Annotated in this window: 25 protein-coding genes; 18 read left to right on the plus strand and 7 right to left on the minus strand. The window is 65.4% G+C overall.

Going from position 1 to position 22,945, the window contains the following annotated elements; translation table 11 throughout:
- The first annotated feature begins 5 nt into the window (after window positions 1-5).
- Entirely contained in the window at window positions 6-338 is a 333-nt protein-coding gene (locus ACMG4O_RS03710; protein ID WP_142947638.1) for a Na+/H+ antiporter subunit G, read from the plus strand.
- Window positions 339-778: 440 nt separating this feature from the next.
- Here the strand turns inward: ACMG4O_RS03710 and yihA are convergent, their stop codons facing one another.
- Window positions 779-1,408, minus strand: a complete 630-nt coding sequence (gene yihA, locus ACMG4O_RS03715) for a ribosome biogenesis GTP-binding protein YihA/YsxC (protein ID WP_142947637.1) — start codon at window positions 1,406-1,408, stop codon at window positions 779-781.
- Window positions 1,409-1,608: 200 nt separating this feature from the next.
- Between yihA and ACMG4O_RS03720 the strand changes: the two genes are divergently transcribed.
- The 4 genes from ACMG4O_RS03720 to ACMG4O_RS03735 all read left to right on the plus strand — a co-directional run bounded on the left by ACMG4O_RS03720 (window position 1,609) and on the right by ACMG4O_RS03735 (window position 4,333).
- Complete coding sequence (locus tag ACMG4O_RS03720) at window positions 1,609-1,905, plus strand: c-type cytochrome (protein WP_067610052.1); 297 nt, start codon at window positions 1,609-1,611, stop codon at window positions 1,903-1,905.
- 23 nt (window positions 1,906-1,928) lie between these two features.
- Window positions 1,929-2,585 (plus strand): c-type cytochrome, encoded by a 657-nt coding sequence (locus ACMG4O_RS03725; protein ID WP_142947636.1) that lies wholly within the window; start codon window positions 1,929-1,931, stop codon window positions 2,583-2,585.
- Window positions 2,586-2,772: 187 nt separating this feature from the next.
- Complete coding sequence (locus tag ACMG4O_RS03730) at window positions 2,773-3,411, plus strand: thiol:disulfide interchange protein DsbA/DsbL (protein WP_067612190.1); 639 nt, start codon at window positions 2,773-2,775, stop codon at window positions 3,409-3,411.
- A 22-nt stretch (window positions 3,412-3,433) separates the two neighbouring features.
- Window positions 3,434-4,333, plus strand: coding sequence for an endonuclease/exonuclease/phosphatase family protein (locus ACMG4O_RS03735; protein ID WP_414434464.1), 900 nt, complete (start codon window positions 3,434-3,436; stop codon window positions 4,331-4,333).
- Between the two features lie 6 nt (window positions 4,334-4,339).
- Here the strand turns inward: ACMG4O_RS03735 and ACMG4O_RS03740 are convergent, their stop codons facing one another.
- Window positions 4,340-5,515, minus strand: a complete 1,176-nt coding sequence (locus ACMG4O_RS03740; protein ID WP_414434465.1) for a helix-turn-helix transcriptional regulator — start codon at window positions 5,513-5,515, stop codon at window positions 4,340-4,342.
- Window positions 5,516-5,673: 158 nt separating this feature from the next.
- On the opposite strand from ACMG4O_RS03740, the gene ACMG4O_RS03745 reads away from it, so the two are divergent.
- Both ACMG4O_RS03745 and ACMG4O_RS03750 read left to right on the plus strand, forming a co-directional pair.
- The gene (locus ACMG4O_RS03745; protein WP_414434854.1) at window positions 5,674-6,078 is read left to right on the plus strand and encodes a gamma-glutamylcyclotransferase; all 405 of its coding nucleotides are present in this window, start codon (window positions 5,674-5,676) and stop codon (window positions 6,076-6,078) included.
- Window positions 6,053-6,826, plus strand: a complete 774-nt coding sequence (locus ACMG4O_RS03750) for an alpha/beta fold hydrolase (protein WP_414434466.1) — start codon at window positions 6,053-6,055, stop codon at window positions 6,824-6,826. The genes ACMG4O_RS03745 and ACMG4O_RS03750 overlap by 26 nt, the downstream gene beginning before the upstream one ends.
- A gap of 13 nt (window positions 6,827-6,839) precedes the next feature.
- Here the strand turns inward: ACMG4O_RS03750 and ACMG4O_RS03755 are convergent, their stop codons facing one another.
- Window positions 6,840-8,192, minus strand: coding sequence for a deoxyguanosinetriphosphate triphosphohydrolase (locus tag ACMG4O_RS03755; RefSeq protein WP_142947631.1), 1,353 nt, complete (start codon window positions 8,190-8,192; stop codon window positions 6,840-6,842).
- 136 nt (window positions 8,193-8,328) lie between these two features.
- On the opposite strand from ACMG4O_RS03755, the gene ACMG4O_RS03760 reads away from it, so the two are divergent.
- Together ACMG4O_RS03760 and ACMG4O_RS03765 are read left to right on the plus strand one after the other, a co-directional pair.
- Window positions 8,329-9,003 carry a type 1 glutamine amidotransferase domain-containing protein gene (locus ACMG4O_RS03760; protein WP_142947630.1) on the plus strand — a complete coding sequence of 225 codons (675 nt, stop codon included), beginning with the start codon at window positions 8,329-8,331 and terminating at the stop codon, window positions 9,001-9,003.
- 67 nt (window positions 9,004-9,070) lie between these two features.
- Window positions 9,071-9,547 carry a glutathione peroxidase gene (locus ACMG4O_RS03765; protein ID WP_142947629.1) on the plus strand — a complete coding sequence of 159 codons (477 nt, stop codon included), beginning with the start codon at window positions 9,071-9,073 and terminating at the stop codon, window positions 9,545-9,547.
- Between the two features lie 6 nt (window positions 9,548-9,553).
- Here the strand turns inward: ACMG4O_RS03765 and trhA are convergent, their stop codons facing one another.
- On the minus strand, window positions 9,554-10,231 hold the full coding sequence (gene trhA / locus ACMG4O_RS03770; protein WP_142947628.1) for a PAQR family membrane homeostasis protein TrhA: 678 nt from the start codon (window positions 10,229-10,231) through the stop codon (window positions 9,554-9,556).
- A gap of 201 nt (window positions 10,232-10,432) precedes the next feature.
- Here trhA and ACMG4O_RS03775 point away from each other — a divergent pair, with 201 nt between their 5' ends.
- From ACMG4O_RS03775 to ACMG4O_RS03785, 3 genes are all read left to right on the plus strand, one after another.
- Window positions 10,433-10,882 (plus strand): Dps family protein, encoded by a 450-nt coding sequence (locus ACMG4O_RS03775; RefSeq protein WP_142947627.1) that lies wholly within the window; start codon window positions 10,433-10,435, stop codon window positions 10,880-10,882.
- Between the two features lie 116 nt (window positions 10,883-10,998).
- Window positions 10,999-11,739: a glutathione peroxidase gene (locus ACMG4O_RS03780; RefSeq protein ID WP_067604764.1), complete on the plus strand. Its 741-nt coding sequence runs from the start codon at window positions 10,999-11,001 to the stop codon at window positions 11,737-11,739.
- A gap of 282 nt (window positions 11,740-12,021) precedes the next feature.
- The gene (locus tag ACMG4O_RS03785; protein ID WP_142947626.1) at window positions 12,022-12,897 is read left to right on the plus strand and encodes a metal-dependent hydrolase; all 876 of its coding nucleotides are present in this window, start codon (window positions 12,022-12,024) and stop codon (window positions 12,895-12,897) included.
- An 8-nt stretch (window positions 12,898-12,905) separates the two neighbouring features.
- Here ACMG4O_RS03785 and ACMG4O_RS03790 read toward each other — a convergent pair whose 3' ends face one another.
- Window positions 12,906-13,724, minus strand: a complete 819-nt coding sequence (locus ACMG4O_RS03790) for a mechanosensitive ion channel family protein (RefSeq protein ID WP_142947625.1) — start codon at window positions 13,722-13,724, stop codon at window positions 12,906-12,908.
- Window positions 13,717-16,416, minus strand: coding sequence for an AAA family ATPase (locus ACMG4O_RS03795; RefSeq protein WP_370202535.1), 2,700 nt, complete (start codon window positions 16,414-16,416; stop codon window positions 13,717-13,719). The genes ACMG4O_RS03790 and ACMG4O_RS03795 overlap by 8 nt, the downstream gene beginning before the upstream one ends.
- Before the next feature lie 126 nt (window positions 16,417-16,542).
- Here ACMG4O_RS03795 and ACMG4O_RS03800 point away from each other — a divergent pair, with 126 nt between their 5' ends.
- The 5 genes from ACMG4O_RS03800 (at window position 16,543) to ACMG4O_RS03820 (ending at window position 20,551) form a co-directional block, all read left to right on the plus strand.
- A complete protein-coding gene (locus tag ACMG4O_RS03800; RefSeq protein ID WP_142947623.1) occupies window positions 16,543-16,947 on the plus strand; it encodes a CBS domain-containing protein in 405 nt (134 codons plus the stop codon).
- Window positions 16,948-17,070: 123 nt separating this feature from the next.
- Window positions 17,071-17,571, plus strand: a complete 501-nt coding sequence (locus ACMG4O_RS03805; RefSeq protein ID WP_142947622.1) for a DUF962 domain-containing protein — start codon at window positions 17,071-17,073, stop codon at window positions 17,569-17,571.
- Between the two features lie 72 nt (window positions 17,572-17,643).
- Window positions 17,644-18,363, plus strand: coding sequence for a helix-turn-helix transcriptional regulator (locus ACMG4O_RS03810; RefSeq protein WP_194854860.1), 720 nt, complete (start codon window positions 17,644-17,646; stop codon window positions 18,361-18,363).
- A gap of 15 nt (window positions 18,364-18,378) precedes the next feature.
- Entirely contained in the window at window positions 18,379-19,245 is an 867-nt protein-coding gene (locus ACMG4O_RS03815; protein ID WP_414434467.1) for a crotonase/enoyl-CoA hydratase family protein, read from the plus strand.
- A 34-nt stretch (window positions 19,246-19,279) separates the two neighbouring features.
- On the plus strand, window positions 19,280-20,551 hold the full coding sequence (locus ACMG4O_RS03820; protein WP_414434468.1) for an O-acetylhomoserine aminocarboxypropyltransferase/cysteine synthase family protein: 1,272 nt from the start codon (window positions 19,280-19,282) through the stop codon (window positions 20,549-20,551).
- Here ACMG4O_RS03820 and ACMG4O_RS03825 read toward each other — a convergent pair.
- Window positions 20,548-21,519, minus strand: a complete 972-nt coding sequence (locus tag ACMG4O_RS03825) for an AraC family transcriptional regulator ligand-binding domain-containing protein (protein WP_414434469.1) — start codon at window positions 21,517-21,519, stop codon at window positions 20,548-20,550. The two genes, ACMG4O_RS03820 and ACMG4O_RS03825, sit on opposite strands and share 4 nt — an antisense overlap.
- A 125-nt stretch (window positions 21,520-21,644) precedes the next feature.
- On the opposite strand from ACMG4O_RS03825, the gene ACMG4O_RS03830 reads away from it, so the two are divergent.
- Complete coding sequence (locus tag ACMG4O_RS03830) at window positions 21,645-22,931, plus strand: flavin-containing monooxygenase (RefSeq protein WP_370209978.1); 1,287 nt, start codon at window positions 21,645-21,647, stop codon at window positions 22,929-22,931.
- The last annotated feature ends 14 nt before the right edge of the window (window positions 22,932-22,945 follow it).

A 22,945-nucleotide genomic window follows, 5' to 3' on the forward strand; every position in this document is an offset into this window, starting at 1 on the left:
ACACTATGAACGAGATCGTTGAATTTCTGGTCAGTGCCTTCATTCTGGTCGGGGCGGTGTTCGCGCTGGTGGGGTCCATCGGCCTGGTGCGGCTTTCGGATTTTTATCTGCGTCTGCACGGCCCGACCAAAGCCAGCACCCTGGGCGTGGGCGGCACCATTCTCGGGTCGCTGCTGTTTTTCTCCTGGCAGGAGCGGGCGTTGCAGCTCCAGGAAGTGCTGATCGTTCTGTTCCTGTTTATCACCGCACCGGTATCGGCGCACATGCTGGCCAAGGCGGCCATGCACCGCAATCTGAAGCGCCGGGAAGATACCCGCGGCGGCCCCTGGAAGCAGTAGCCGCAAGCGGGTTTAATAGTGCTTGTTGTGCAGGAATTATGAAATTTGTAAAAGGTATTAGGACGTGGAAACTTTTTCCAAAGGCGGCCAGTCCTAATCAATAGCTACGGACCGGTACCCCCGATCCCCCAGTACCCTCACCGGTTCGTAGCTTCTGGACACCCCGGTCTCTCCCCCAGGAGGCTGGGGCGGCAAGCCTCCCTGGCAGCGCAGTCGTTCCCTTCCCCCACTTGCTGCCAGGGATTTTTTTTGCCCACTGAAAAGTGGGACTTCCCCTCTTCCTTCTTCTTGCCGTTCACTGAAGCAAGAGGCATGCCTGTTTTTGGAAATCGGTAAAAGACGTTTTATGTCAGTGGGTTACACTGAGTCGGCACGCTTTGGCCGGTGCCGCCCCTGCGCCAGAGCGGTGTCGTAAAACGTCGCCGGAGTGACGGACCCGGTCAGCCCGCCGGGTCCGGCGGCACCGCCAACCAGGTGCCGAGCTGGCGCCAGGCCTCGTCGCAGCCGCTGCCGTTGGTGGCGGAAAACAGCTGGGCGCTGAGCGGCGCCGGGTGATCGCGGACGTCCTTGAGCACCTGCAGCAGGGTGTTCTTGGCGGCGCCGTACTTGAGTTTGTCCGCCTTGGTGATCAGCAGGTGCAGCGGCATGCCGGCGCGCGCCGACCATTCCAGAATCAGACGGTCGAAATCCTTGAGCGGATGGCGGATGTCCATCAGCAGCACCAGCCCGGTGAGGCTTTGCCGGCGCGCCAGATAATCGTCCAGGTCGCGCTGCCATTGCTGGCGGGTCACCTTGTCCACCTTGGCGTAGCCGTAGCCGGGCAGGTCCACCAGGCGCCGCTCCTCGTCCAGCTCGAAGAAGTTCAGCAGCTGGGTGCGGCCCGGGGTCTTGGAGGTGCGCGCCAGGGTCCGCTGGCCGGTGAGGCGGTTGATGGCGCTGGATTTGCCGGCGTTGGAGCGGCCGGCGAAGGCCACCTCGAAACCCGCGTCCGGGGGGCACTGTTCCACGTTCTGGGCGCTTTTCAGGAAGCGGGCCTGGTGGAGAAGGCGCTGGGTCGGATCTTGGGCCATTATCGGTCTCTCAGTGAGCGCGGACAGCGAATACCCGCGCCTTTAATAAGGCATATGACGGGAGCGAACCTCTAGTATATAATGCGCGCCGTCGCGCGTTCGCCGTGCGGCCGACGTTCTACAGGTGTTTGTGTGCAAAGGCAAATTCGGCGCCGACGCCTGAGTAAGCCAGCATGTCGCCAGCTCATGGGGAGATTCACATGAAAGGTTTTGCCACGGGGCTCGCCCTCGCCATCGCTATGAGCCTGTCGGCCGGTGCCCAGGCCGAATCCGTCAAAGAGCTCTATGATCAGAGCTGCACCTACTGCCATGCCAGCGGTGCCGCCGGCGCCCCCAAAACCGGGGACCAGGCCGCCTGGAAGCCGCGCATGGACAAAGGCATGGACACGCTGGTCAAGCACGTCGAGGAGGGCTACAACGCCATGCCCCCGGGCGGCATGTGCGGCGACTGCTCCAAAGAAGATTATCGTGCTCTTATTGAATACATGACCAAGTAATCCCTGCTCTTGAAGGAAAGGCCATGAAGTGTTTCAAGCTGTTCGTGCTGTTGGCTGCCGTGGTGGCCACCCCCTTCGCCCTGGCCGAGGGCGACCCGGAAGCCGGTAAAGAGAAAGCCCAGGTATGCGCGGCCTGCCATGGCCCGGACGGCAATTCCCCCTCCGGCCAGTACCCGAGTCTGGCGGGGCAGGGCGAGCGCTACCTGATCAAGCAGCTTAAGGCCTACAAATCCGGTGAGCGCGAGAACGCCATCATGCAGGGCCAGGCCGCCAATCTGAGCGAGCAGGACATGCAGGACCTGGCCGCCTTCTTCACCGAGCAGTCCGTGAAAACCGGCCAGGTGAAGCCGGACCTGGTGGAAATGGGCGAGCGTATCTATCGCGGTGGCGACGTGGAGCAGGGCATCCCCGCCTGCGCCGGTTGTCACGGCCCCGCCGGTCAGGGCGTCGACGCCGCCGGTTTCCCGGCACTGGCCGGCCAGCAGCCCGCCTACACGGAAAGCCAGCTGAAAGCGTTCCGCGCCGTCGGCCGCGAGGACATCGGCGACATGGCCAAGCGTGACAACGATCCCCAGGCGATGATGCGCACCCTGGCGGCGAAGATGAGCGACGCCCAGATCCAGGCGGTCTCCAGCTTCGTGGCGGGTCTCTCCGCGCCGGAGCGCGACAGCGACGAATAACCCGCTGTTGATCGGCGTTCAGCGAAAAGGCAGCCTCCGGCTGCCTTTTTTGTGGCCGCCGTTCATGGGCAAGACGGCGCCAATGCGGTAATAATGCAACTTTCCGTGACCGTGGGGAGCGTTTTCGCGTTATCACGGTCCTATCTGCCACGATCAAAGTGGAACAGCCAACAACAAGGAGAACCTCATGTTGCGAACGGTTATGGCGGTACTGCTCGGCCTGACTCTGACGGCGGCGGCCTGGGCACAGGAATCCGGCGGCGAGCACGCCCGCTACGCGGAAGGGACCCACTACAAGGTTCTGGATAATCCCGGCAATGTGGACGAGCCCGGTCAGGTGGAAGTGCGCGAGTTCTTCTCCTACATCTGCCCGCATTGCTTCAGTCTGGAGCCGGTGATCGAGGACTGGCTGGAAGACAAGCCGGAGCACGTTAACTACGTCCGCTCGCCGGTGACCTTCCTGCAGAACGCGGAGCCCCTGGCCCGCGCCTACTATGTGGCGGACATCCTCGACAAGGTGGATGAGATCCACAAACCCCTGTTCGACGCCATTCACAAGCACCGGGAGCCGCTGTTCACCCCCACCGCGCTGGCCGACTTCTTCGCCAAATACGGCGTGGAAGAGGATGAGTTCAACCAGCTCTACAGCTCTTTCGGGGTGTCCACCAAGCTGCGTCAGACCGACGCGCTGGCCCGCGACTACCAGATCCGCGGCGTACCGTCCTTCGTGGTCAACGGGAAGTATCTGATTCTTCGCGACGGCCTGCGTAACAATCAGGAAATGTTCGACGTGATCGACTTCCTGGTGAAGAAGGAACGCCGCTAGCCCTTTCGGGAGTTCAAGCTGAATGCTGTTGGAGCGCGCGCGAACCGCGTACCAGTCCTGGAAAACCCGGCCCGCCGGGTTTTCCTTCGTACGCGAAGGCCACCGCCGCACCCGCCGGGTGCGCGAGGTCACCCTGCCGGATGACACCCTCAGGCTGCTGAGCTTCAACATTCAGGCGGGCATCGGCACCAGCCGGTTCCGGGAGTATTTCACCGGCAGTTGGAAGCATCTGGTGGCGCACCCGCGCAGTGTCGAGACCATCGAGCAGATCGCCGATGTGGTTCGCCATTTCGATGTGGTCGGCCTGCAGGAGGTGGATGGCGGCAGTTTGCGTTCACGCAACGTGAATCAGCTGGTGCATCTGGCGTCCCTGGCCGATTTCCCCTTCTGGCATCAGCAACTCAACCGCAACCTGGGCCGGCTGGGCCAGTTCAGCAACGGCTTTCTGAGCCGCCTGACGCCCTATTCCGTGGAGGACCACATCCTCCCCGGCCTGCCCGGGCGCGGCGTGATCCTGGTCAAGTTCGGCCACCCGGTGGAGCCGCTGGTGCTGGCGGTGGTGCACCTGGCGCTGGGCGAGAAAATGCGCAACACCCAGTTGGCCTACATCACCCGCCTGCTGTCGCCGTTTCGTTACGCCGTGGTGGTGGGTGATTTCAATTGCCGGCTGGAGCACCTGGGCAGTTCGCCGCTGGCGGAGCTGGGCCTGCGCGCCGTGGAGGGCGACCTGAACACCTTCCCGAGCTGGGCCCCGGACCGGCACATCGATCATATCCTGGCGTCCCCCGAGCTGGAGGTCAGCCACAGCCGGGTGCTCACCGACTGCCTGCTTTCCGACCATCTGCCCCTGGCCACGGAAATCCGCATCCCCGACGCGGTGCGGGCCGCCACCCTGGAGCACCGGCTGCCGCTGATCGACTGAGCGGCGCTAGGACAGTTTGATCGGCAGCGTTTCCGCGGCGCGCAGGGCCGGCGAGCGGAGAATCCTCGCCGCCAGTTCGTTCTGCCGGCGGGTGCCGGTTTTCCGGAACACCGACTTCAGCTGCCCGCGCAGCGTATCCACCGACAACGACAGACCGGCCGCCAGGGTCTTGAGGTCGCCGCCTTCGGCGATGGCCCGGGCCACGCGGGCTTCCGCCGGGGTCAGATCAAACAGCTCGGCGATCTGCCCCTCGTCCACGGCGCCTTCGTACTCGGGCGCATGAAAGTACACCAGCGCGCGACCTTCCGGCGCCAGCAGAGCGGCGCTGTTTTCCGGTGCCATCGGGCTGACCATGCACACCAGCTGGCCGCCGCCGCGCCGGGGCAGGGTGACGGCACCTCCCGGGTGGCGCCAGTCCCGGCCCGCGCCGACGATCACCTCGTTCACCAGCGCCATGAAACGCTCGCGGAGGTCCTGCCGTTTCGGTGCCAGACGCCCATGCCGACAGCTCAGCGCCTCCTCCTTGGCGATCAGCGCCTGGGCCCGGTCGCAAAGGAATGCCACCCGGCCGCCGTGGCCCAGCACCGCGTACGGCCGGTGCCCGGCCAGCCGGCCACCGCGGCTGCTCCATTCCAGTTGATGGAGATGGCGGGTCAGATCGATGGCCCGGCGCACATGGGGCACCAGTTCATTGAACCAGGCGGTGTCCTGGGCCTCGTAGGGGCCCTGTCCGCCGGTGCGCTGCACCAGCAGCTGGATGGTGTATTCATCGGTCTGGTAGACGGTACCGCAGACGCCGTGGTGGATATCCAGCTTGCGGGCCCAGTCGTTATAGAACTCGGTCTTGTAAAAACGACGCTGACGGCAGGAAAAATCCAGGTAGGTGGAGTACAGGCGGCCGGCGGGCTTCTCCTTCAGTTCCGGTCGCCAGGGGCAGGTGTTGACGAAATGATCCACGTAGTTCTGGTGGGCGCGGTCGTCGATATTGATTTTGCTGCTGGAGCGCACCGTCTCCGCCGCCTTGTCGAGCACCAGCAGGCGGGCCGACCGGGATTGGCTGACGGCGACCAGCTGCTGGAGAAAGCCGCGCCAGAGCGACTGATCCGTGGGTGTGGCGTAAAGCGTATCCAGAAGCGCCTGATGGCCCGCCCCGGTGTAAGGCAGCCTGCCCGAACCTTCCATAAAACCCCCAATGTGTTCTTGTCCCCCGCGACCAACTATGTCACAAAACAAAGCGCGCCGGCGTCGCCGCCGCGTCAACGTAACGATTGGACTACCGACCGCAAAATGCCGACACCGCGAATTACGCTGCCGTCACGGGTGGAGACGTTTTCTTGAGAGTGTTTGTCTACGGCACGCTGCTGGCCGGGGAGAGCAACCACGCCTGGCTGAAGGGCGCGTCATGTCTCGGCCGGTGGACCACGCCGCCACGCTTCACGCTGACCGATCTGGGCCCTTACCCGGTGCTGTCGTCGGGTGGCCGCACCCGCACCGCCGTGACCGGCGAGGTCTATCGGATCAGCCGCCTGATTCTGCAGCGCCTGGACGTGCTTGAGGGCTATCCGGCTGACTACCAGCGGCGCCTGATCGACACGCCCTGGGGGCGCGCCTGGGTGTACCTGCGCGCCAGCGCCCCGGCCGGGCGGCCACTGCACCATGGCGACTGGCGGCGCCGTCCGCTGGCGCATCGAGCCTTTTATCCGCTTAGGGGGAAACAACTTGGAACGGGAAGTCATACTGAGTGACGGGCGCCGGCTGGCGGCCACCGAGAAGAACGGCGCCGGCGACACCCTGGTGGTGCTGGTGCACGGCTGGTGCTGCCGGCGCGGCGACTGGCACGCCTACCTGGACAGCGCGCCGGAGACGGTGAGTTTTCTGGCGCCGGATCTTCCCGGCCATGGCGACTCCGCCGCGACCCCGGGCACCTGGACGGTGGCGGGCATGGCGCGGGATATCGCCGACCTGGTGCGTGCCCGGCGGCCAGGCCGGGTGGTGCTGGTGGGCCACTCCATGGGCGGCGCCGTGGCCCTGGAGGCGGCGGCGCTGCTGGAATCCGTGGCCGCCGTGGTGTTCGTCGACACCTTCATCATTCCCTACGGCGATCTGTCCGAGGACGACGCCGCCGGCATCGAGCGCGGCTTCCACGAGGATTTCCCGGCGGCGGTGGGCAGGCTGGTGGACGCCAACACCTCCGACGCCATGCCGGAGCACCGCAAACAGGCGCTCGGCGGCCAGATGGCCTCCGCGCCCGCCGATAAAATGCTGCCCCTGTGGGGCGACCTGTTGCGCTGGAACCCGGAGCCCGCGTTCGCCGCCGTGACCGCGCCGCTGTTCGCGATCAACGGCGAAATGATTCCGGAAGCCGCGCGCCAGCGTTGCGCCGGCCGCGTCACCGAAACGGTGCTGGCGTACCCCGGCCATTTCCCCCAGTGGGAGCAGCCGGACGCGTTCAGCCAGGCCCTTACCAAGCAGCTCGAAGCGCTGCGGCTTTAGCGGGCCCGGTGCTTCAGTAGCGCGTCTCCGCCATGCCGGAGAACTGCTTGGCCAGATAGGTGGCGTAGTTGTCGGTCATGCCGGCAAGAAAATCCAGCGCCCGCATGATGCACTGGTAGAGCCGCTCCTGTTCGTCCATGTCCGCCAGGCCGTCCGGAAAGCTGTGGCGGCCGATCAGGTCGATGATGCGCTCGTGGCGGTAGTTGCGCGTGGCGCCGCGGGCGTGGGACAGCGACGCCTCGATCAGGCCGTCCAGCAGGGCGCCCATCACCTCGAAGGCGCCGATTTCCAGCTCGATCTTGCGCGGGTGCTCGAACACCTTGCCGCGCGCCAGCTGCTTGGCGTTCTCCACCACGTCGTAGACCGCCGGTTCGCAATGGTGCAGCAGGTCGCCGTCCATGCTGCCGGCCAGCAACGGCTGGTGGTTGGCGACGAAGGCCTCGACCCCCGCCTCGATAAACCGTTCGATGATCTTGCCGCGCAGCAGCGCCGCCTTGCGGCCGTCGCGCAGCTCGGAATGGACCAGGCGGCGCACTTCGTTGTTATCCGGCAGCGCCGGTTGCAGCAGGGCGTAGACCTCGTCCCAGTGCAGCAGGTCCATCTCCAGCCCGTCTTCCAGATCAATGATCGCGTAGCAGAAGTCGTCCGCCGCCTCCATCAGGTAGGCGAGCGGATGCCGGCAATGGCGGCCGGGCGCCAGCTCCCTGAGCCCGGTGGCCGCGCACACCTCCTGGAAGGCGTCGGCCTCGGACAGGAAGGCGCTGTACTTGCCCGGCTTGAGGCCGCCCTCGGCGGCACGGGACGACAGCCAGGGGTACTTAAGGAAGGTGGCCAGGGTGGCGTAGGTCAGGCGCATGCCGTCGTCGTACTGGTGGTATTCGCTCTTGGTGAGGATGCGGAAACCCTGGGCGTTACCCTCGAAGTAGATCAGGTCGGATTGCTGTTCCGGCGTGAGCAGGTCCAGATAACGCTGGCCGCGCTCCTGGAACCAGGCGCGGATCGCCCGCTCGCCGGTGTGGCCGAACGGCGGGTTGCCGATGTCGTGGGCCAGGCAGGCCGACTGCACGATATCGCCCAGGTCGGTGGCGCCGGCGCCCTCCGGCAGGTGGCCGAGGGCCTGCAGGCGCTCGCCGGCCCGAATCCCCAGGGTGCGGCCCACGCAGGACACTTCCAGGGAGTGGGTAAGCCGGTTGTGCACGTGGTCGTTGGTGGCCAGCGGGTGCACCTGGGTTTTGCGCGCCAGGCGCCGGAAGGCGCCGGAGAAGATGATCTTGTCATGGTCACGCAGGAAGGCGGTGCGGCCGGTCTCGTCCTTGGCGTCGCGGTGTCCCAGGCGGCCCTTGTTGAGCAATTGTTCCCAGTTCATGGTTTGAGTATCCGTCCGGGGCCGGTCGTTGAAATGGTGAAGGCCGCCCCCACGCTGTGGGAAACGGCGAATGAAGTTCATCACATCTTGATGCCGCGTCTGTCAGCGTCAAGCGGAATATCGACAAGGAGCCACTATGAATTTGGACAAGCCACTTCTGATGCTGGTCACCAGCGCATCGCAGATGGGTCAGGGGCAACAGACCGGTCTGTGGCTGGAAGAGTTTGCGATCCCCTACCAGATTTTCCGCGACAACAAGGTGCCGGTGCGTGTCGCCAGCCCCACCGGCGGCAAGGTGCCGATCGATCCCCGCTCGGTGCCCGACGATGAGCAGAAAGAGCAGTGGAAGGACGCCATCGCCGAGCTGGAGGACACCCGCCCCCTGGAGGAAATCTGGGAAGACGGCTTCGTCGGGGTATTCGTGCCCGGCGGTCACGGCGCCATGTTCGACATGCCCGACAACCCGCTGGTGGCCGGCGTGCTGGAGCGTACCTGGGCCCAGGGCGGTGTAATCAGCGCGGTCTGCCACGGCCCGGCGGCGCTGGTCGGGGTGCGCGACGAAAACGGCGTGCCGCTGGTCAAGGACCGCCGTGTGAGCTGCTTCACCAACGAAGAGGAGCGCGAAGTGGGCCTCGACGAGGTGATGCCGTTCCTGCTGGAAAGCCGTCTCCAGGAGCTGGGCGCGGAGATCCACAACAAGGGCAAGTTCGAGCCCCAGGTGGTCACCGACGGGCGCCTGGTCACCGGTCAGAACCCGCCGTCCAGCGAAGTGACCGCGAAAGCGGTGGTGGACGCGCTATACTCGGACTAGGCGCACCGCCGGGCCGGCGGGCCTGAGTGCCCGCCGGCGTTACCGCCCTTTGATAAGGAGAAGGTCCATGAGTCTTTTCGACTACAAGGCACGCACGCTCAACGGCGAGGAAAAGCCCCTCTCCGACTACAAGGGCAAGGTTCTGCTGGTGGTGAACACCGCCAGCAAGTGCGGCTTCACGCCGCAATACGAAGGGCTGCAGAAGCTGTACGCCAACTTCGCCGACCGGGGGCTGGAAGTACTGGGTTTCCCCTGCAACCAGTTCGGCCGCCAGGAGCCCGGCGAGGCCGAGGAAATCGGCGCCTTCTGCGAGAAGAATTACGGCGTCTCGTTCCCGATGTTCGAAAAAGTGGACGTCAACGGCGACAACGCCCATCCGGTGTTCAAGTTTCTGAAATCGGAATCGCCGGGCCTGCTGGGCACCGAGGCGATCAAATGGAACTTCACCAAGTTTCTGGTCGATCGCGACGGCAACGTGGTCAAGCGCTACGCGCCGAAAGACAAGCCGGAAAAGCTCGCCGACGACATCGAAGCGCTGCTCTGAGGCCCGTCAGGCGGGCAGCACCGCGTAGTAGATAGCGTAGAAATGGCAGACACTGCCGCCCACCACGAACAGATGCCAGATGGCGTGGTTGTACGGCAGCCGGTCGGCCAGATAAAACACCACGCCGGCGGTATAGGTGATGCCGCCGGCGAGCAGCAGCCAGAAGCCCAACGGGCTGACCGTGTCCATCAGCTCCCCGGACGCGAACATCACCAGCCAGCCCATGGCCAGATAAATCCCCACCCGGGCCAGTTTGTAGCGGTTACCGAAACGCAGCTTCAGAACGATACCGGTGAACGCCAGCCCCCAGATCACGCCGAACAGGGTCCAGCCCACGGTGCCGCGCATATTGACCAGCAGAAACGGCGTATAGGTGCCCGCGATCAACGCGAAAATCGCGCAGTGATCCAGCATCTTGTAGAGCGCCCGCCAATGCGGGCGCCGGCTGCCGTGGTAGAGCATGCTGGCGCCGTACAGCAGCGCCAGGCTGGCGCCGAACACGCTGAAGGAAACGATTTTCCAGGGGTCGCCCTGGACGCTGGCCGACGCCACCAGTACCGCGGTGCCGGCGATGCTCAGCAGCAGGCCGATGGCATGGGTGAGGCTGTTGATCACCTCTTCGATCAGAGGGTAGTCCGGCTGACCCGGCTCGGAAGACGCGGAGGGTGTAGAAGGTGTCGTCATACACGTTCCTTGAGTGTTAACCCGCCGTTCACTGAAAACGCGCATCATGAGCGCTGGCTTTGCGGCTTGCAAAGCGCGGATAAAGGTTCGATTGCACCAAGCTATGACGAGTATATCGAAAATGAGTTCGCGGTTCCGACCCCAAGGGCTTAGCGTGAAGGTATTGGAGTCAATCCGGACATTCCCGCAAAGGAGAGCACCATGATTGAACACAGCAAAGAAGTCTCCCAGGAGCTGAGTAAACTGCTCGCGGAGAGTTATACCCTGTATTTGAAAACCCACAATTACCACTGGAACGTCACCGGCCCGATGTTCCACAGCCTGCACCTGCTGTTCGAACAGCAGTACACCGAGCTGGCGACGGCGGTGGACACCATCGCGGAGCGCATTCGCGCCCTGGGCGATAAAGCGCCGGGCAGCTACGCGGCCTTCGCCCGTCTGTCTTCCGTGAAGGACGCCGAGGGCGAGCCGGACGCCACGGAAATGCTGAAGACGCTGACCGCGGACCATCGCATCGTGGCGGAGCGCGCCAACAAGGTGCTCAAGCTGGCCGCCGGCCATGAGGACGAAGGCACCGCGGCAATCGCCAGCGAGCGTATCGAGATCCACGAGAAGGCCGCCTGGATGCTGTCCGCCCACCTGGGCGATTGATAGCGAAGGGCTATTCGCTATATAGAAACTATCCGTTTTATTGATGAGGGCGCGGTGGCTACCATGCTCTCATCATTCAGCCACATTCCGATGCACCGAACAGGAGGAAGCATTTAATGTTGGAGAATCGTGAAGGCGAAAAAGTACCTGAAGTTACGTTCCGTACCCGCGAAGGGAACGAGTGGAAAGACGTTACCACTGATGATCTGTTCGCCGGCAAAAACGTAGTGGTGTTCGCCCTCCCCGGCGCGTTCACGCCGACCTGTTCGTCCACGCATCTGCCGCGTTACAACGAACTGGCGCCGGTGTTCAAAGCCAACGGCATTGACGAAATCATCTGTCTGTCGGTGAACGACGGCTTCGTGATGAACGCCTGGGCCGGTGATCAGGACGCCAACAACATCCGTTTCATTCCGGATGGCAACGGCGAGTTCAGCGAAAAGATGGGCATGCTGGTCGGCAAGCAGGATCTGGGTTTCGGTCCGCGCAGCTGGCGCTATTCCATGCTGGTGAAGGACGGCGTGATCGAGAAGATGTTCATTGAGCCGGAGAAGCCCGGCGACCCGTTCGAAGTGTCCGACGCCGACACCATGCTGACCCACATCAACGGTGAAGCGTCCCTGCCCCAACGGGTGACCATCTTCACCAAGCCGGGCTGCCCGCACTGTGCCCGCGCCAAGCGCGAACTGCGCGACGCCGGCTTCAAGTTCGAGGAAATCGAACTGGGCAACCGTGGCCTGAGCTACAGCACCCTGGCCGCCGTCACCGGCGCCGGCACCACGCCGCAGGTGTACATCGAAGGCCAGCGTATCGGTGGCGCCGACGAGCTGACCGACTGGCTCAAAGCCACCGCCTGAAACCCATTACGCGCTCACCGTAATGCTCAACCCCGGGCAAAAGGATGTGCCCACGGGCGCGGGTTCGCCCCGCGCCATGATCTTCCCCAACTGGCCGGCTCCCCGCCGGCCTTTTTTATGCGTGGCCGCCGCGGTCTCCGGGCGGGCCACCCGCGGATTAAAAAATGGCACAACCGGCCCTGGAGTGTTCCGGGTGCGCTGGCCCATATTGACGGTCATTACTCAAGGTTCCAGTGAGGCGTCGTCGAGGCGCCGCTCACCGCGACAGGGAAGATGATTGCTATGAACGCCAAAGCCCCGATTTCCCCGAACGAGCCGCGCCGCACCAACGGCAGCGACATTCAGCCCCGGCGTATGGATTTCCAGTTCGACCCGGACATGCCGCGCTACTGGTTCGCCGGCGACCAGTTCAAGACCATCCTGCTGACCGCGTTGTCCTGTACCTTCCCGGAAGGCGAGCGCTTCTTCGTGCGCTCGGTGCGCCACTACCAGAAACGGATCACCGACCCGGATCTGCGCGAGCGGGTGAAAGGGTTCATCGGCCAGGAGGCGCACCACGGTAACGAACACGAACAGTTCAACGCCTTCATGGAGAGCAAGGGCGTGCCCACTCAAAAGGTGCACGATTATGTTCATGAAGGCATGAAGTGGATCGCCAAGAAGTTTTCTCCGGAGCGGCAGCTCGCCAAGACCTGTGCCCTGGAGCATTTCACCGCCATGCTCGCCGAGCTGATGCTTGAGGAGCCCGAGTTCCTGGAAGGCATGGACGAGCGCATGCTGCCGCTGTGGCTGTGGCACGCCATCGAGGAAAGCGAGCACAAGGCGGTGGCGTTCGACGTCTATGCCGATCAGGTGGGCAGCTACTGGGTGCGCACGTCGGAGATGGCGCTGACCACGGTGGAATTCATCGGCTTCACCATCTTCCACTACATCCAGCTGCGCCAGGGCATGGACGACAAGCGTGATTTGCGCTCGGTGGGCAACGGCCTGAACTGGCTGCTCGGCCGCCCGGGCTGGCTGCGCCGGCTGGGTCGTTCCTACGCCGCTTACTACAAGCCGTCGTTCCACCCGGAAAAGAAAGACAGCCGCGCGGTGCGCGAGCGCGCCCTGGCACGGCTGGCCGAGATGCTGGACCGGCCGGAGCTGGCGCCCCGCTAACGCTCCGTTCAGTCGCGCAGTATCCGCGGCCGGGGAATCTCCTGGTCGCGGAACAGCGCGGTGACCCGCAACACCACGTCACTCTGGAACGCTTTTTCGTAGCGCACGTCCAGCACATAGGCCTTGGAGCGGAACCGCACCGCCAGGGCGTTGCCGATTTCCACCTCTTCAATGGCGAAGGTCACCGGCTTTTTCAAATAGGCGTAGCGGCTGGTGACGATCACTTCCTCGATAATGCCGCGCACCTGTTCCAGGTCCGCCTGCACCGACACATGGAAGTCGGTGACCACCATCATGTCCAGCTCGCCGGCGTTGCCGGAGGCCACCACGTCGGTGATGAAACGGGCGTTGGGAATCGTCACCAGGTTGTCGTCCAGCGTCTGCACGCGCACCGCGCGCAGGCCGATGGCGACGATCTCGCCGTAGGTGTCGCCGAAGCTGATCCGGTCACCGACCTGGAACGGCCGGTCGAACAGCAACAGCAGGCCGGCCACCAGCGACGCCGCCACGTCCTTGAGCGCGAAGCCCAGCGCCACCGCGATCGAGCCCGCCGCCGCCAGGATGAATTCCCGCGGCGGGTTGAGCACCCCGACGATCAGCGCGCCGGTGCCCAGGGTGTAGATCAGAAAGCCGATCAGCGTGGTGATCTGCAGGATCAGAAAGCGGCGTGCCGGCACCTTGTCCATCAGCGAGCCGCTGACTTTCTGAATGCCCCAGTTCAGCGCCCACAGGCAGAAGCCGCCGGCCACCAGCAAAAGAATGGCGTAGGCGTTGAACAGGTCCACCACCACCGCCAGGTCCGTGACAATATCGCCGCTTTCATTCATGGAGCAGATTCTTCCTGGTCAGATGGTTGATCACGGTGTGGTACCAGAGCGGCACCAGCCGGTACCGGCCGTCGTCGCTCTGGCGGATAAAGCCGGCGTCGAAGCCCGCCTTCAGGGCGTAACGCACCACGTTTTCCGGCAGGTCGGTGGCGGCCACGATCTCCCCGCTGGACAGGTTTTCGTGGGTGGCGATGGCGGCGTACACGAACAGCAGATTCTCGCCGGCCTTTTCCACCGCGGTGCCCTGCGGTTTGGCGGGCAGCCCCACCAGCACCTGGCGACGGGTCACCTTCACCGAGCTCAGCCACAGCCTCAGCGCCGCCATCGGGTTACCCCGGCAGGCGTCCCACAGCAGGCTGAAGTAGCGCTGCTCGGCGTTGCGCACATTGCCCGCCTCCGGTCCCCGGGAGGACAGCAGCACCTCGTCGTAACGCAGGGTCTGGCCGGAAAGATGATGCCGCGACAGAATCAGGGAGCGAATCTCGCTCTGCCCCCAGCGCTTCACCCGCACCACATTGCGGAACTGATACTCCCGGCCGAACACATTGCACAGGTACGCCCAGCTCTGGTTGTTGAGCAGCACCAGCCAGAACAGATTGTCCAGGCGCGCGTTGGTCAAACGCAGCAGCGTGCGCCAGCCTTCCAGACCGCCGATCCGGGCGAGGAAGAAATTCTGCGCTTCATCCAATACCAAAAGGGTGGGGCGGCGCTGCTCATCGTTCTTCACCAGGCTGGCGGGGCCCTCCTCGAGAGACTCGTCCAGGGCCTCGGCGACCAGGGCGATGACGTCCTCCGGGGCCAGGGTCTTGGGCGGCACCGCCACGGACACCACCCGCAGGCCCTCGTCGTTTTTCTCCAGGGCGCGGGTCAGGCGGCGCGCCGCCATGCTTTTGCCGCTGCCTTTCTCGCCGGCCACCAGCAGGGTGTTCTCGTCGGTTTTGTCCTCGCGCCAGCGTTGAATCGCCTTTTCCATGGCGTCGGTGAGCCCGGTATCGATAAAGGGCGCCGGCTCGTCGTCGGGCAGGCCGGCGTCGAACCACTGCTGGTACTCGCGGGCGGGCCGGGTGTCGTCTTCGGCCTTGTCGTCCTCGTCGCCGCTTTGCGCGCGCATCCGGAACCAGCGCGCCTTGAGGCGCAGGTACCAGTCGGCGCCGGCCAGCAGCTGGTCCAGGTAACGGAACACGAAGTACACCAGAGCCACCGGGAGCAGCAAGGGCGCGGTCCAGGAGAACAGCCGCTGACTAAGCAGGCGCGCCGCCAGGGGGTCGAGCCGCGACGGCAGAATGCTCTGCAGGCACACCAGGTAGTCCTCGCCGCGCTGCGTCAGCAGGCGGCCGATGGCGGCGTACAGCGCCACCCCCAGCAGCAGCCCGCTGAAATCGTGCAGCAGGCCGCCGCCGAGCAGTTGGTCCACCGCCAGGAACAGCGCCCAGGGCAGCGTCAGCCAGACCGCCACGCGGCGCGCCCGTTCGCCGGCCTGGTTGGCCTGTTCGCCGTTCAGGTAGGTGCCGGCGCCCTGGGCCACGCGCAGCACCAGCCATTCGCCGATCAGCCAGGTGAGCCCGAACACCACGTACAGCCGGGCCAGCGGCAGTAGCCACAGCAGCAAGCGGGTGGAGGGCGCCTGCAGCGCCGGTTCCACCAGGTCGAGGGCGAACCAGGGAATCAGCCACGGCAGCAGCGGCGCCAGCCCCGCCACCAGTCGGCTGAGGTTCCACAGCCAGCGGCGCCCGCCGCTGGCTTCCATGACGCGTGCGTGCAGCGACAGCAGGGCGCTTTTGCCGCGCCGGCTGAAATGGATCAGCACCGCGAACAGGGCGATACCCAGCAGCAGCGCCAGGGCGTTGCTGAGCAGCGGCAGATAGCGGCGCATCTCGCCGTTCAGGCGCCCCTCCTGGAAGGTGAGCTGGAACGCCTGATAGAGACGGTCCACGGCCAGCCCGGTTTCCAGATCAATCACCGTCAGCGCGGCGTCGAGCCCGCCGCCCCCGGTCAACAGCGACAGGCCGCCGGCCTGATCCCATAAAGCGGCGCGCAGCGCCAGCACCTGGCGTTGCGCCTCGGCGCTTTGCCGGCGCCAGAGCATCTCCTGGGCCGGTTCCGCCGCGCTCAGCCAGGGCGGGGTGCCCGGGCGCCGGGCCAGCCGGTCCAGCGCGGTGAAGGCGGCGGCCGGGTCCCGGCGCAGCAGCGGGGTCAGGGCGATCAGGCCGGCCAGGCGCTCGCGCAGATAATCGTCGGAGCCGCCCTCGGCCGGGGCGCCGGCCAGGTTCTGATAGAGCTCGTGCCAGGTGGTCAGGGCGCGCCGCTGTTCGTCGGCCAGCTCAAACCATTGCAGCCGTTTCGCCCGGCGTTGTTCGGTGAGCCGCAGGGTTCGTTCGCGCACCCCTTTGTACTCCGGGGCCAGGGCGTCGCAGCCGGGCACCACGGCGGCGGGCGCCCGCGACGGCGGCGGCGCGCTGCCGGTGGGGGCGGCGCCGAGCGCGTCGGTGAGCGCCGCCGGCGCCACCGGTTCCCCGGCCAGGGCCGCGTCCAGGTGCTCAAGATGCGTCTCCAGCCGCTGGTTGCCTTCGCGCCACTGGTTGAGCGCGGCCTGTTCGCGCTGGCACTGGGCGTCGCTGGCGGCAAGGGCCGGACCGGTAAGCCATAACGCCACAAGGACGAAATAAAACCGGTGCCGCCGCGAAAACCCCATGGTCTGTTCCTTTTTAATGGTTTCGCGCCATTGTAGGGACGCTGTGAGCGGGCGTCATCCGCGCCGCGGCGGTGTATAGTCGGGGTACGGACGTGATGATCGCGGCGGTGACAAGGAGATTGGCAAATGGCTTCGTTAGTGGTCAGGGATCTGATGGTGCGGCACCCGCCCTCTCTGGTGGCGGGCACCGAAATGACGTCGGTGGTGGCGACACTGTTGAACGGGCGCTATACCGGCTTGCCGGTGATCGACGGCGATCACCGGGTGATCGGTTTCGTCTCCGAGCAGGACTGCCTGCGCCATTTGCTGGTGTCCAGCTATCACCAGGAAGGGTCACTGCGGGTGGAAGAGCTGATGCACGATCAGCCGCTCACCGTGCGCGAGGACGATTCGGTGGTCGACGTGGCCGGGCTGATGGTCAAGCAGAAGCCGAAAATCTACCCGGTGCTGGACAGCGGCGACCGGCTGGTGGGCCTGCTGACCCGCCGGGCGGTGCTGCAGGCGCTGAACGACAGCCGCCGCGGCGATTGACCGCCGGCTGCTGGTCCGCCAGCCGCTGGGACGCCAGCCGCTACATACAAGTTTGCCGGCGTCCGCGTCGCTAGTGTTTGAGGTAGTGTGAACAGGCCCTAAAACAACAAGAGGAGTGTTGTCATGCGTGATCTGTCGACTTTTCTACATGATTACGGCGACAGCCATCGCCACCCGGTGAACCAGTGGGTGCATATTTTTTGTGTGCCGGCGATTTTCGTCTCCACGCTGGGGCTGTTCTGGCTGATTCCGGTCGGCCAGTGGCTGGGCCTGGAAGGCGCGGCGGCCTACTGGGTCAACGGCGGCACCCTGCTGGCGGTGCTTTGCATGCCGTTCTACCTGCGGCTTTCCATGGGGGTGTCCCTGCTGATGCTGGGCTGGCTGGCGGTGTCCATCGCGGTGGTCACGCTGGTCGACCGCAGTGCCCTGTCGCTGGGCTGGAGCGCGCTGGTGCTGTGGCTGGTGGCCTGGGCGGTGCAGGTCTGGGGCCACAAGGTGGAAGGCAAGAAGCCGTCGTTCACCGACGACCTGGTGTTCCTGCTGGTGGGCCCGGTGTTCGTCAGCCTGGAGCTGGCCTACAAGCTGGGGCTCAGCCGCACCCCGGGCCACGGCCGCCCGTCCTGAACCGGGCGCCGAATGGCGGACGCTGAAGCGCGCCCCCGCTCGCCCCTTTTCCTTTGGGAAGGGGGCTGGTGCATGCTGGCGCCGCATCTGCATAACCGGCCGCACAGCCATGTGGCGGCGTCGCTGCTGGTGAGCCTGGGCCGTGAGCCGATTCGCGTGCAGCTGGCCGGCCACTGGATCACCGCCGAGGCGGTCTGGGCGGCGCCGGATGTGGACCAGGCGCTGGACAGCGACGGTCCGGTGGCGGTGCTGCACCTGGACCCGGACCACCGTGCCTGGCGGGCGCTGCGGTTGCAGGGCCCGGGCGGTGAGTTTCCGCTGGCCGAACATCCCCGTTTCCGCGCCTGCCTGAACGAGCTGGCGGCGTCGCCGTCCGCCGCCGCGGCGTTGGCGGCGCGCGCCACCCTGGAAGCCGGTGAACCCCGTCCGCTGGATCCGCGCGTGGTGCTCGCCTGCCGCGCCCTGCGCCGGGGTGACGACGCCGCCGGCCTGGGCGGCGCCGCCCTGGCCGAGGCGGTGGGGTTGTCCGAATCCCGGTTCCGGCACCTTTTCCGCGAAGAACTGGGCGTCAATCTGAAGCGCTTCCAGCTGCATCTCAAGTGCCAGCGGGCGCTCACTCTGTGGCGTGACGGCATGAGCCTCACGGATCTGGCGCTGGCCGCCGGCTTCTACGATCAGCCGCATCTCAATCGCACCCTCCGTGCCATGTTCGACACCCTGCCTTCCCGCTATGCTAGAGCCTTCCCCATTCAGGTGGAGCATCTCGACGAGCCCCGCCTTCACGATCAATAAAAACCGGGAGTTATCATGGAGTACCAGCACATCCGCACCGAGCTGGCGGACAATATTCTCACCGTCACCCTGAACCGCCCTGACCGCATGAACGCCTTCACCCTGCGCATGAAAGACGAACTGGTGCATGTGTTCGGCGAGGCGGACCGCGACAACCAGGTGCGCGCGGTGGTGGTCACCGGCGCCGGGCGGGCGTTCTGTGCCGGCATGGAGATGCAGCCCGAGGACGGCGGCCATGTGTTCGGTTACGACGATGCCGAGGGCGAGGAGCCGCCGGTGGACACCATCCGTGATTCCGGCGGCGAGGTGTCGCTGGCGATCTTCAATTGCCGCAAGCCGGTGATCGGCGCGCTCAACGGCGCCGCCGTGGGCGTCGGCATCACCATGACCCTGCCGATGGATTTCCGCCTCGCCGCCGAGGGCGCCAAGATCGGTTTCGTCTTCACCCAGCGCGGCCTGACGCCGGAGGCGTGCTCCACCTGGTTCCTGCCCCGCGCGGTGGGCATGCAGAAAGCGCTGGAGTGGGTCTACAGCGGCGACATCTTCCTCGCCGAGGAAGGCCTGGAAGCGGGCCTGTTCCGCAGCCTGCACGGCAAGGAAGAGGTGCTCGACGCCGCCCTGACGCTGGCCCGCAAGCTGATCGCCAAAAGCTCACCGGTATCGGTGGCGCTGGCCAAGCAGATGCTGTGGCGTAACCCCACCTTCGACCATCCGATGCAGGCCCACGCGGTGGAGTCGAGAATGATCTACCGCGCCAATGAGTTCTGGGACGGCAAGGACGGCTTCACCGCCTTTTTGGAAAAACGGGACCCGGTGTTCGATACCGATCTCAACCATGTGCCCGCGGAGTTTAATTTCTGGCCCGAACCGCCGTTGAAATAACCCGCTAAAAAATCGAAGACCCAGCGAGGACACCATGAAAAAAGAGACCATAGCGATTCACGGCGGGTTCGCCGGTGATCCGGAAACCCACGCCGTGGCGGTGCCGATCTATCAGACCACCAGCTACTACTTCGACGACACCCAGCACGGCGCGGACCTGTTCGACCTGAAAGTGCCGGGCAACATCTACACGCGCATCATGAACCCGACCAACGCGGTGCTCGAAGAGCGCGTCGCCCAACTGGAAGGCGGCATCGGCGCCCTGGCGATGGCCTCGGGCATGGCCGCCACCACCGCGGCGATCCAGACCCTGGCCCGCGCCGGCGACAACATCGTCTCGGTGAGCCAGCTCTACGGCGGCACCTACAACCTGTTCGCCCACACCCTGCCGACCATGGGCATCGACGTGCGCATGGCGGACGGCCGCGATACGGCGGCCATGGCCGCGGCCATCGACGAGCGCACCAAAGCGGTGTTCTGCGAGTCGATCGGCAACCCGGCCGGCAACATCGTCGACCTGGCGGCGCTGGCCAAGGTGGCCCACGACGCCGGGGTGCCGCTGATCGTCGACAACACCGTGGCCACGCCGGCACTGTGCCGGCCGTTCGAGCACGGCGCGGACATCGTGGTGCATTCCCTGACCAAGTACATGGGCGGCCACGGCACCACCGTGGGCGGCGCCATCGTCGATTCCGGGCGTTTCCCGTGGAAGGACAACCCGCGCTTCCCGCAATTCAACGAGCCGGACCCCAGCTATCACGGCGTGATCTATTCCGAAGCCATGGGCGAGGCGGCGTTCATCGGCCGTGCCCGGGTGGTGCCGTTGCGCAACATGGGCGCCGCTCTGTCGCCGATGAACGCCTTCCTCATCCTCCAGGGTATCGAGACCCTGGGCCTGCGCATGGAGCGGCATTGCGAGAACGGCCTGGCGGTGGCCCGCTACCTGCGGGATCACAAGAAAGTGGCCTGGGTAAACTTCGCCGGCCTGGACAGCGACCAGGACTATCAACTGGCGCAGCGTTATATGGACGGCGGCGTGCCCGCGTCGATTCTCAGCTTCGGCATTGAAGGCGGCCGCGACGCGGGGGCCCGGTTCATCGATGCGTTGCTGCTGATCAAGCGTCTGGTGAACATCGGCGATGCCAAGTCGCTGGCCTGTCACCCGGCCACCACCACCCACCGGCAGTTGGACGAGGCGGAGCTCAAGACCGCCGGCGTCAGCGCCGACCTGGTGCGTCTGTCCGTGGGCATTGAGCACATCGACGACATCCTCGCCGACATCGAACAGGCGCTGGCCGCCGTTTAGTCGGGGCGCGCCTCCCGGAAGCGGGCCGGTGTGCTGCCGGTCCAGCGCTTGAACGCCTTGGCGAAGGCGCTCTCATCGGAAAAACCCAGATCCTCCGCGATCCGGCCGGTGCGGGCGCCGTTCGCCAGGGCCTGTTCGGCCAGATCCTGCAGTAAGGTATCCCGCAACAGCTTGAAGCTGGTGCCTTCGTCCGCCAGCTTGCGGATCAGATGGCGCCCGCTCATGCCCAGTTCCCCGGCGATGCGCTCCTTGCCCCAGCGTGGGTGATCGCGGATCAGGGTGCTGACGCGGGCGCCCAGGGACTGGCTGTCCAGGCGCGTCAGCAGCTCGTCGGCCAGGCCGCGCAGGTGGCGGCACAGGGCCGGGTTGGCGTGGATCAACGGCAGAGCCAGTTGATCGCTGGCGAACACCAGGGCGTTGTCGGCGCGGTTGAAATGCACCGGCAGCCCCAGTTTGTCCTGGTACCGCTCGGGTTGAGCCTGGGCCGCATGGCGGAACGTCAGGTGGTCCGGGCGGAAGGCATCGCCGGTGCTCCACCGGGTCAGATGAATCAGGCTGGCCATGACCGCTTCCACCCGCGTGGTGCGCCGTGTCCGGTAGACCGGCTCATAGCGCACCTCGCAGAAGCGCGGGCCGCGCGCCACCTGGAAGGCGCCGCCCTCGCCGACGATCGGGTGGTAATCGATCAGCGATTCCACCGCCTCGTCCAGCGTCTCGCAGCTCATCAGAATCATGCCGGCGGTATCCAGGTGCCCGACCTGCAGCGCCAGGCCCAGATCCACGCCCACCAGCGGATCGCCGGCGCCCTCGCAGAACGCCTCCCAGAGCCGGTCCTGGCTGGCCAGGTCGACCCGCTCGCGACGGTCGAGGCGTGCCACCAGGTCGCCGGGCAGGGCCAGCCCCAGGCGCTGGGCGGCCTGTATGATGGCTTGCGAGAAGTGCACCGTGACGGTGGGGCTGTGGCTCATCGAAAAGTCCTGGATGGAAAGGTCCTGAATTAACCGTACTCGGGTCGCGAATCAGCCGTGCCGGGCCAGGCTCGCCCGGTTAGGGTCTTAAACCATACTGAAATAATAACAAGCAGGCGTTACCCATGTACGCAGTGATCGGCGCCGGCCCCATGGGCCTGGCCACGGCAAGAAACCTCAGTAAACAGGGTCTGCCCTTCGTCGGCTATGAGTTGAACGGCGACGTGGGCGGTTTGTGGGACATCGATAACCCCCACAGCACCATGTACGAAACCGCGCATCTGATCTCCTCGAAGCGGATGACCGAGTTCCGCGAATTCCCCATGGACGAGCGGGTGGCCACCTACCCGCATCACGCGGAGCTGAAGCGCTACTTTCAGGATTACGCCCGGCATTTCGGTCTCTACGAGCATTACCGGTTCAACACCCGGGTGCTGTCGGTGACGCCGGAAGGCGAGGGCTGGCGCGTTACCGTGGAACGGGACGGCGAGCAGAGCAGCCGCTGGTTCGACGGCGTGCTGATCGCCAGCGGCACCCTGCATACCCCGAACCTGCCGGCGCTGCCCGGCCACTTCGACGGCGAGATACGGCACGCCCGGGAGTACCGCGACCCGTCCCTGTTCCGCGACAAGCGGGTGCTGATCGTCGGCTGCGGCAACTCCGCCTGCGACATGGCGGTGGACGCGGTGCACCAGGCGAAAAGCGTGGATCTGTCGGTGCGCCGGGGTTACTACTTCCTGCCCAAGTTCATCGGCGGCCGGCCATCGGATTCCATCGGCGGCAAGATCAAGCTGCCGCGCCGCCTGAAGCAGTGGCTGGACGCCCGGCTGATCCGCATGATCATCGGCCGACCCAGCGACTACGGCCTGCCGGACCCGGACTACCGGCTGTACGAGGCGCACCCGGTGATCAACTCCCTGGTGCTGCATCACCTCGGCCACGGCGACATCACCCCGCGCACCGACATCGCCGACATGCAGGGCCGCACCGTCACCTTCACCGACGGCGGCCGCGCCGACTACGACCTGATCCTGCTCGCCACCGGCTACAAGCTGGATTACCCCTTTATCGACAGCGACCTGCTCAACTGGCAGGGCGACGCGCCGCGCCTGTATCTGAACGTGTTCCACCCGCACTACGACAACCTGTTCATGATGGGCATGATCGAGGCCGCCGGTCTGGGCTGGGAGGGCCGCAACGAACAGGCCGAGCTGGTGGCGCTGTATCTCAAGCGCCGCGCCGAGGGCCATGCCGCCGCCGCGCGCCTGGAGAACACCAAGCGCGAGCGCGCCGGGGAATCCCTGGACGGCGGCTATCGTTATCTGAAGCTGTCGCGCATGGCCTATTACGTGCACAAGGACAGCTACCGGGCCGAAGTGGCCCGTCAGCGCCGGGCACTGCAAGAACAATAACCAGGAGGCGACGT

The sequence above is a fragment of the Alloalcanivorax venustensis genome (assembly GCF_047495515.1).
Classification (GTDB): Bacteria; Pseudomonadota; Gammaproteobacteria; order Pseudomonadales; family Alcanivoracaceae; genus Alloalcanivorax; species Alloalcanivorax venustensis.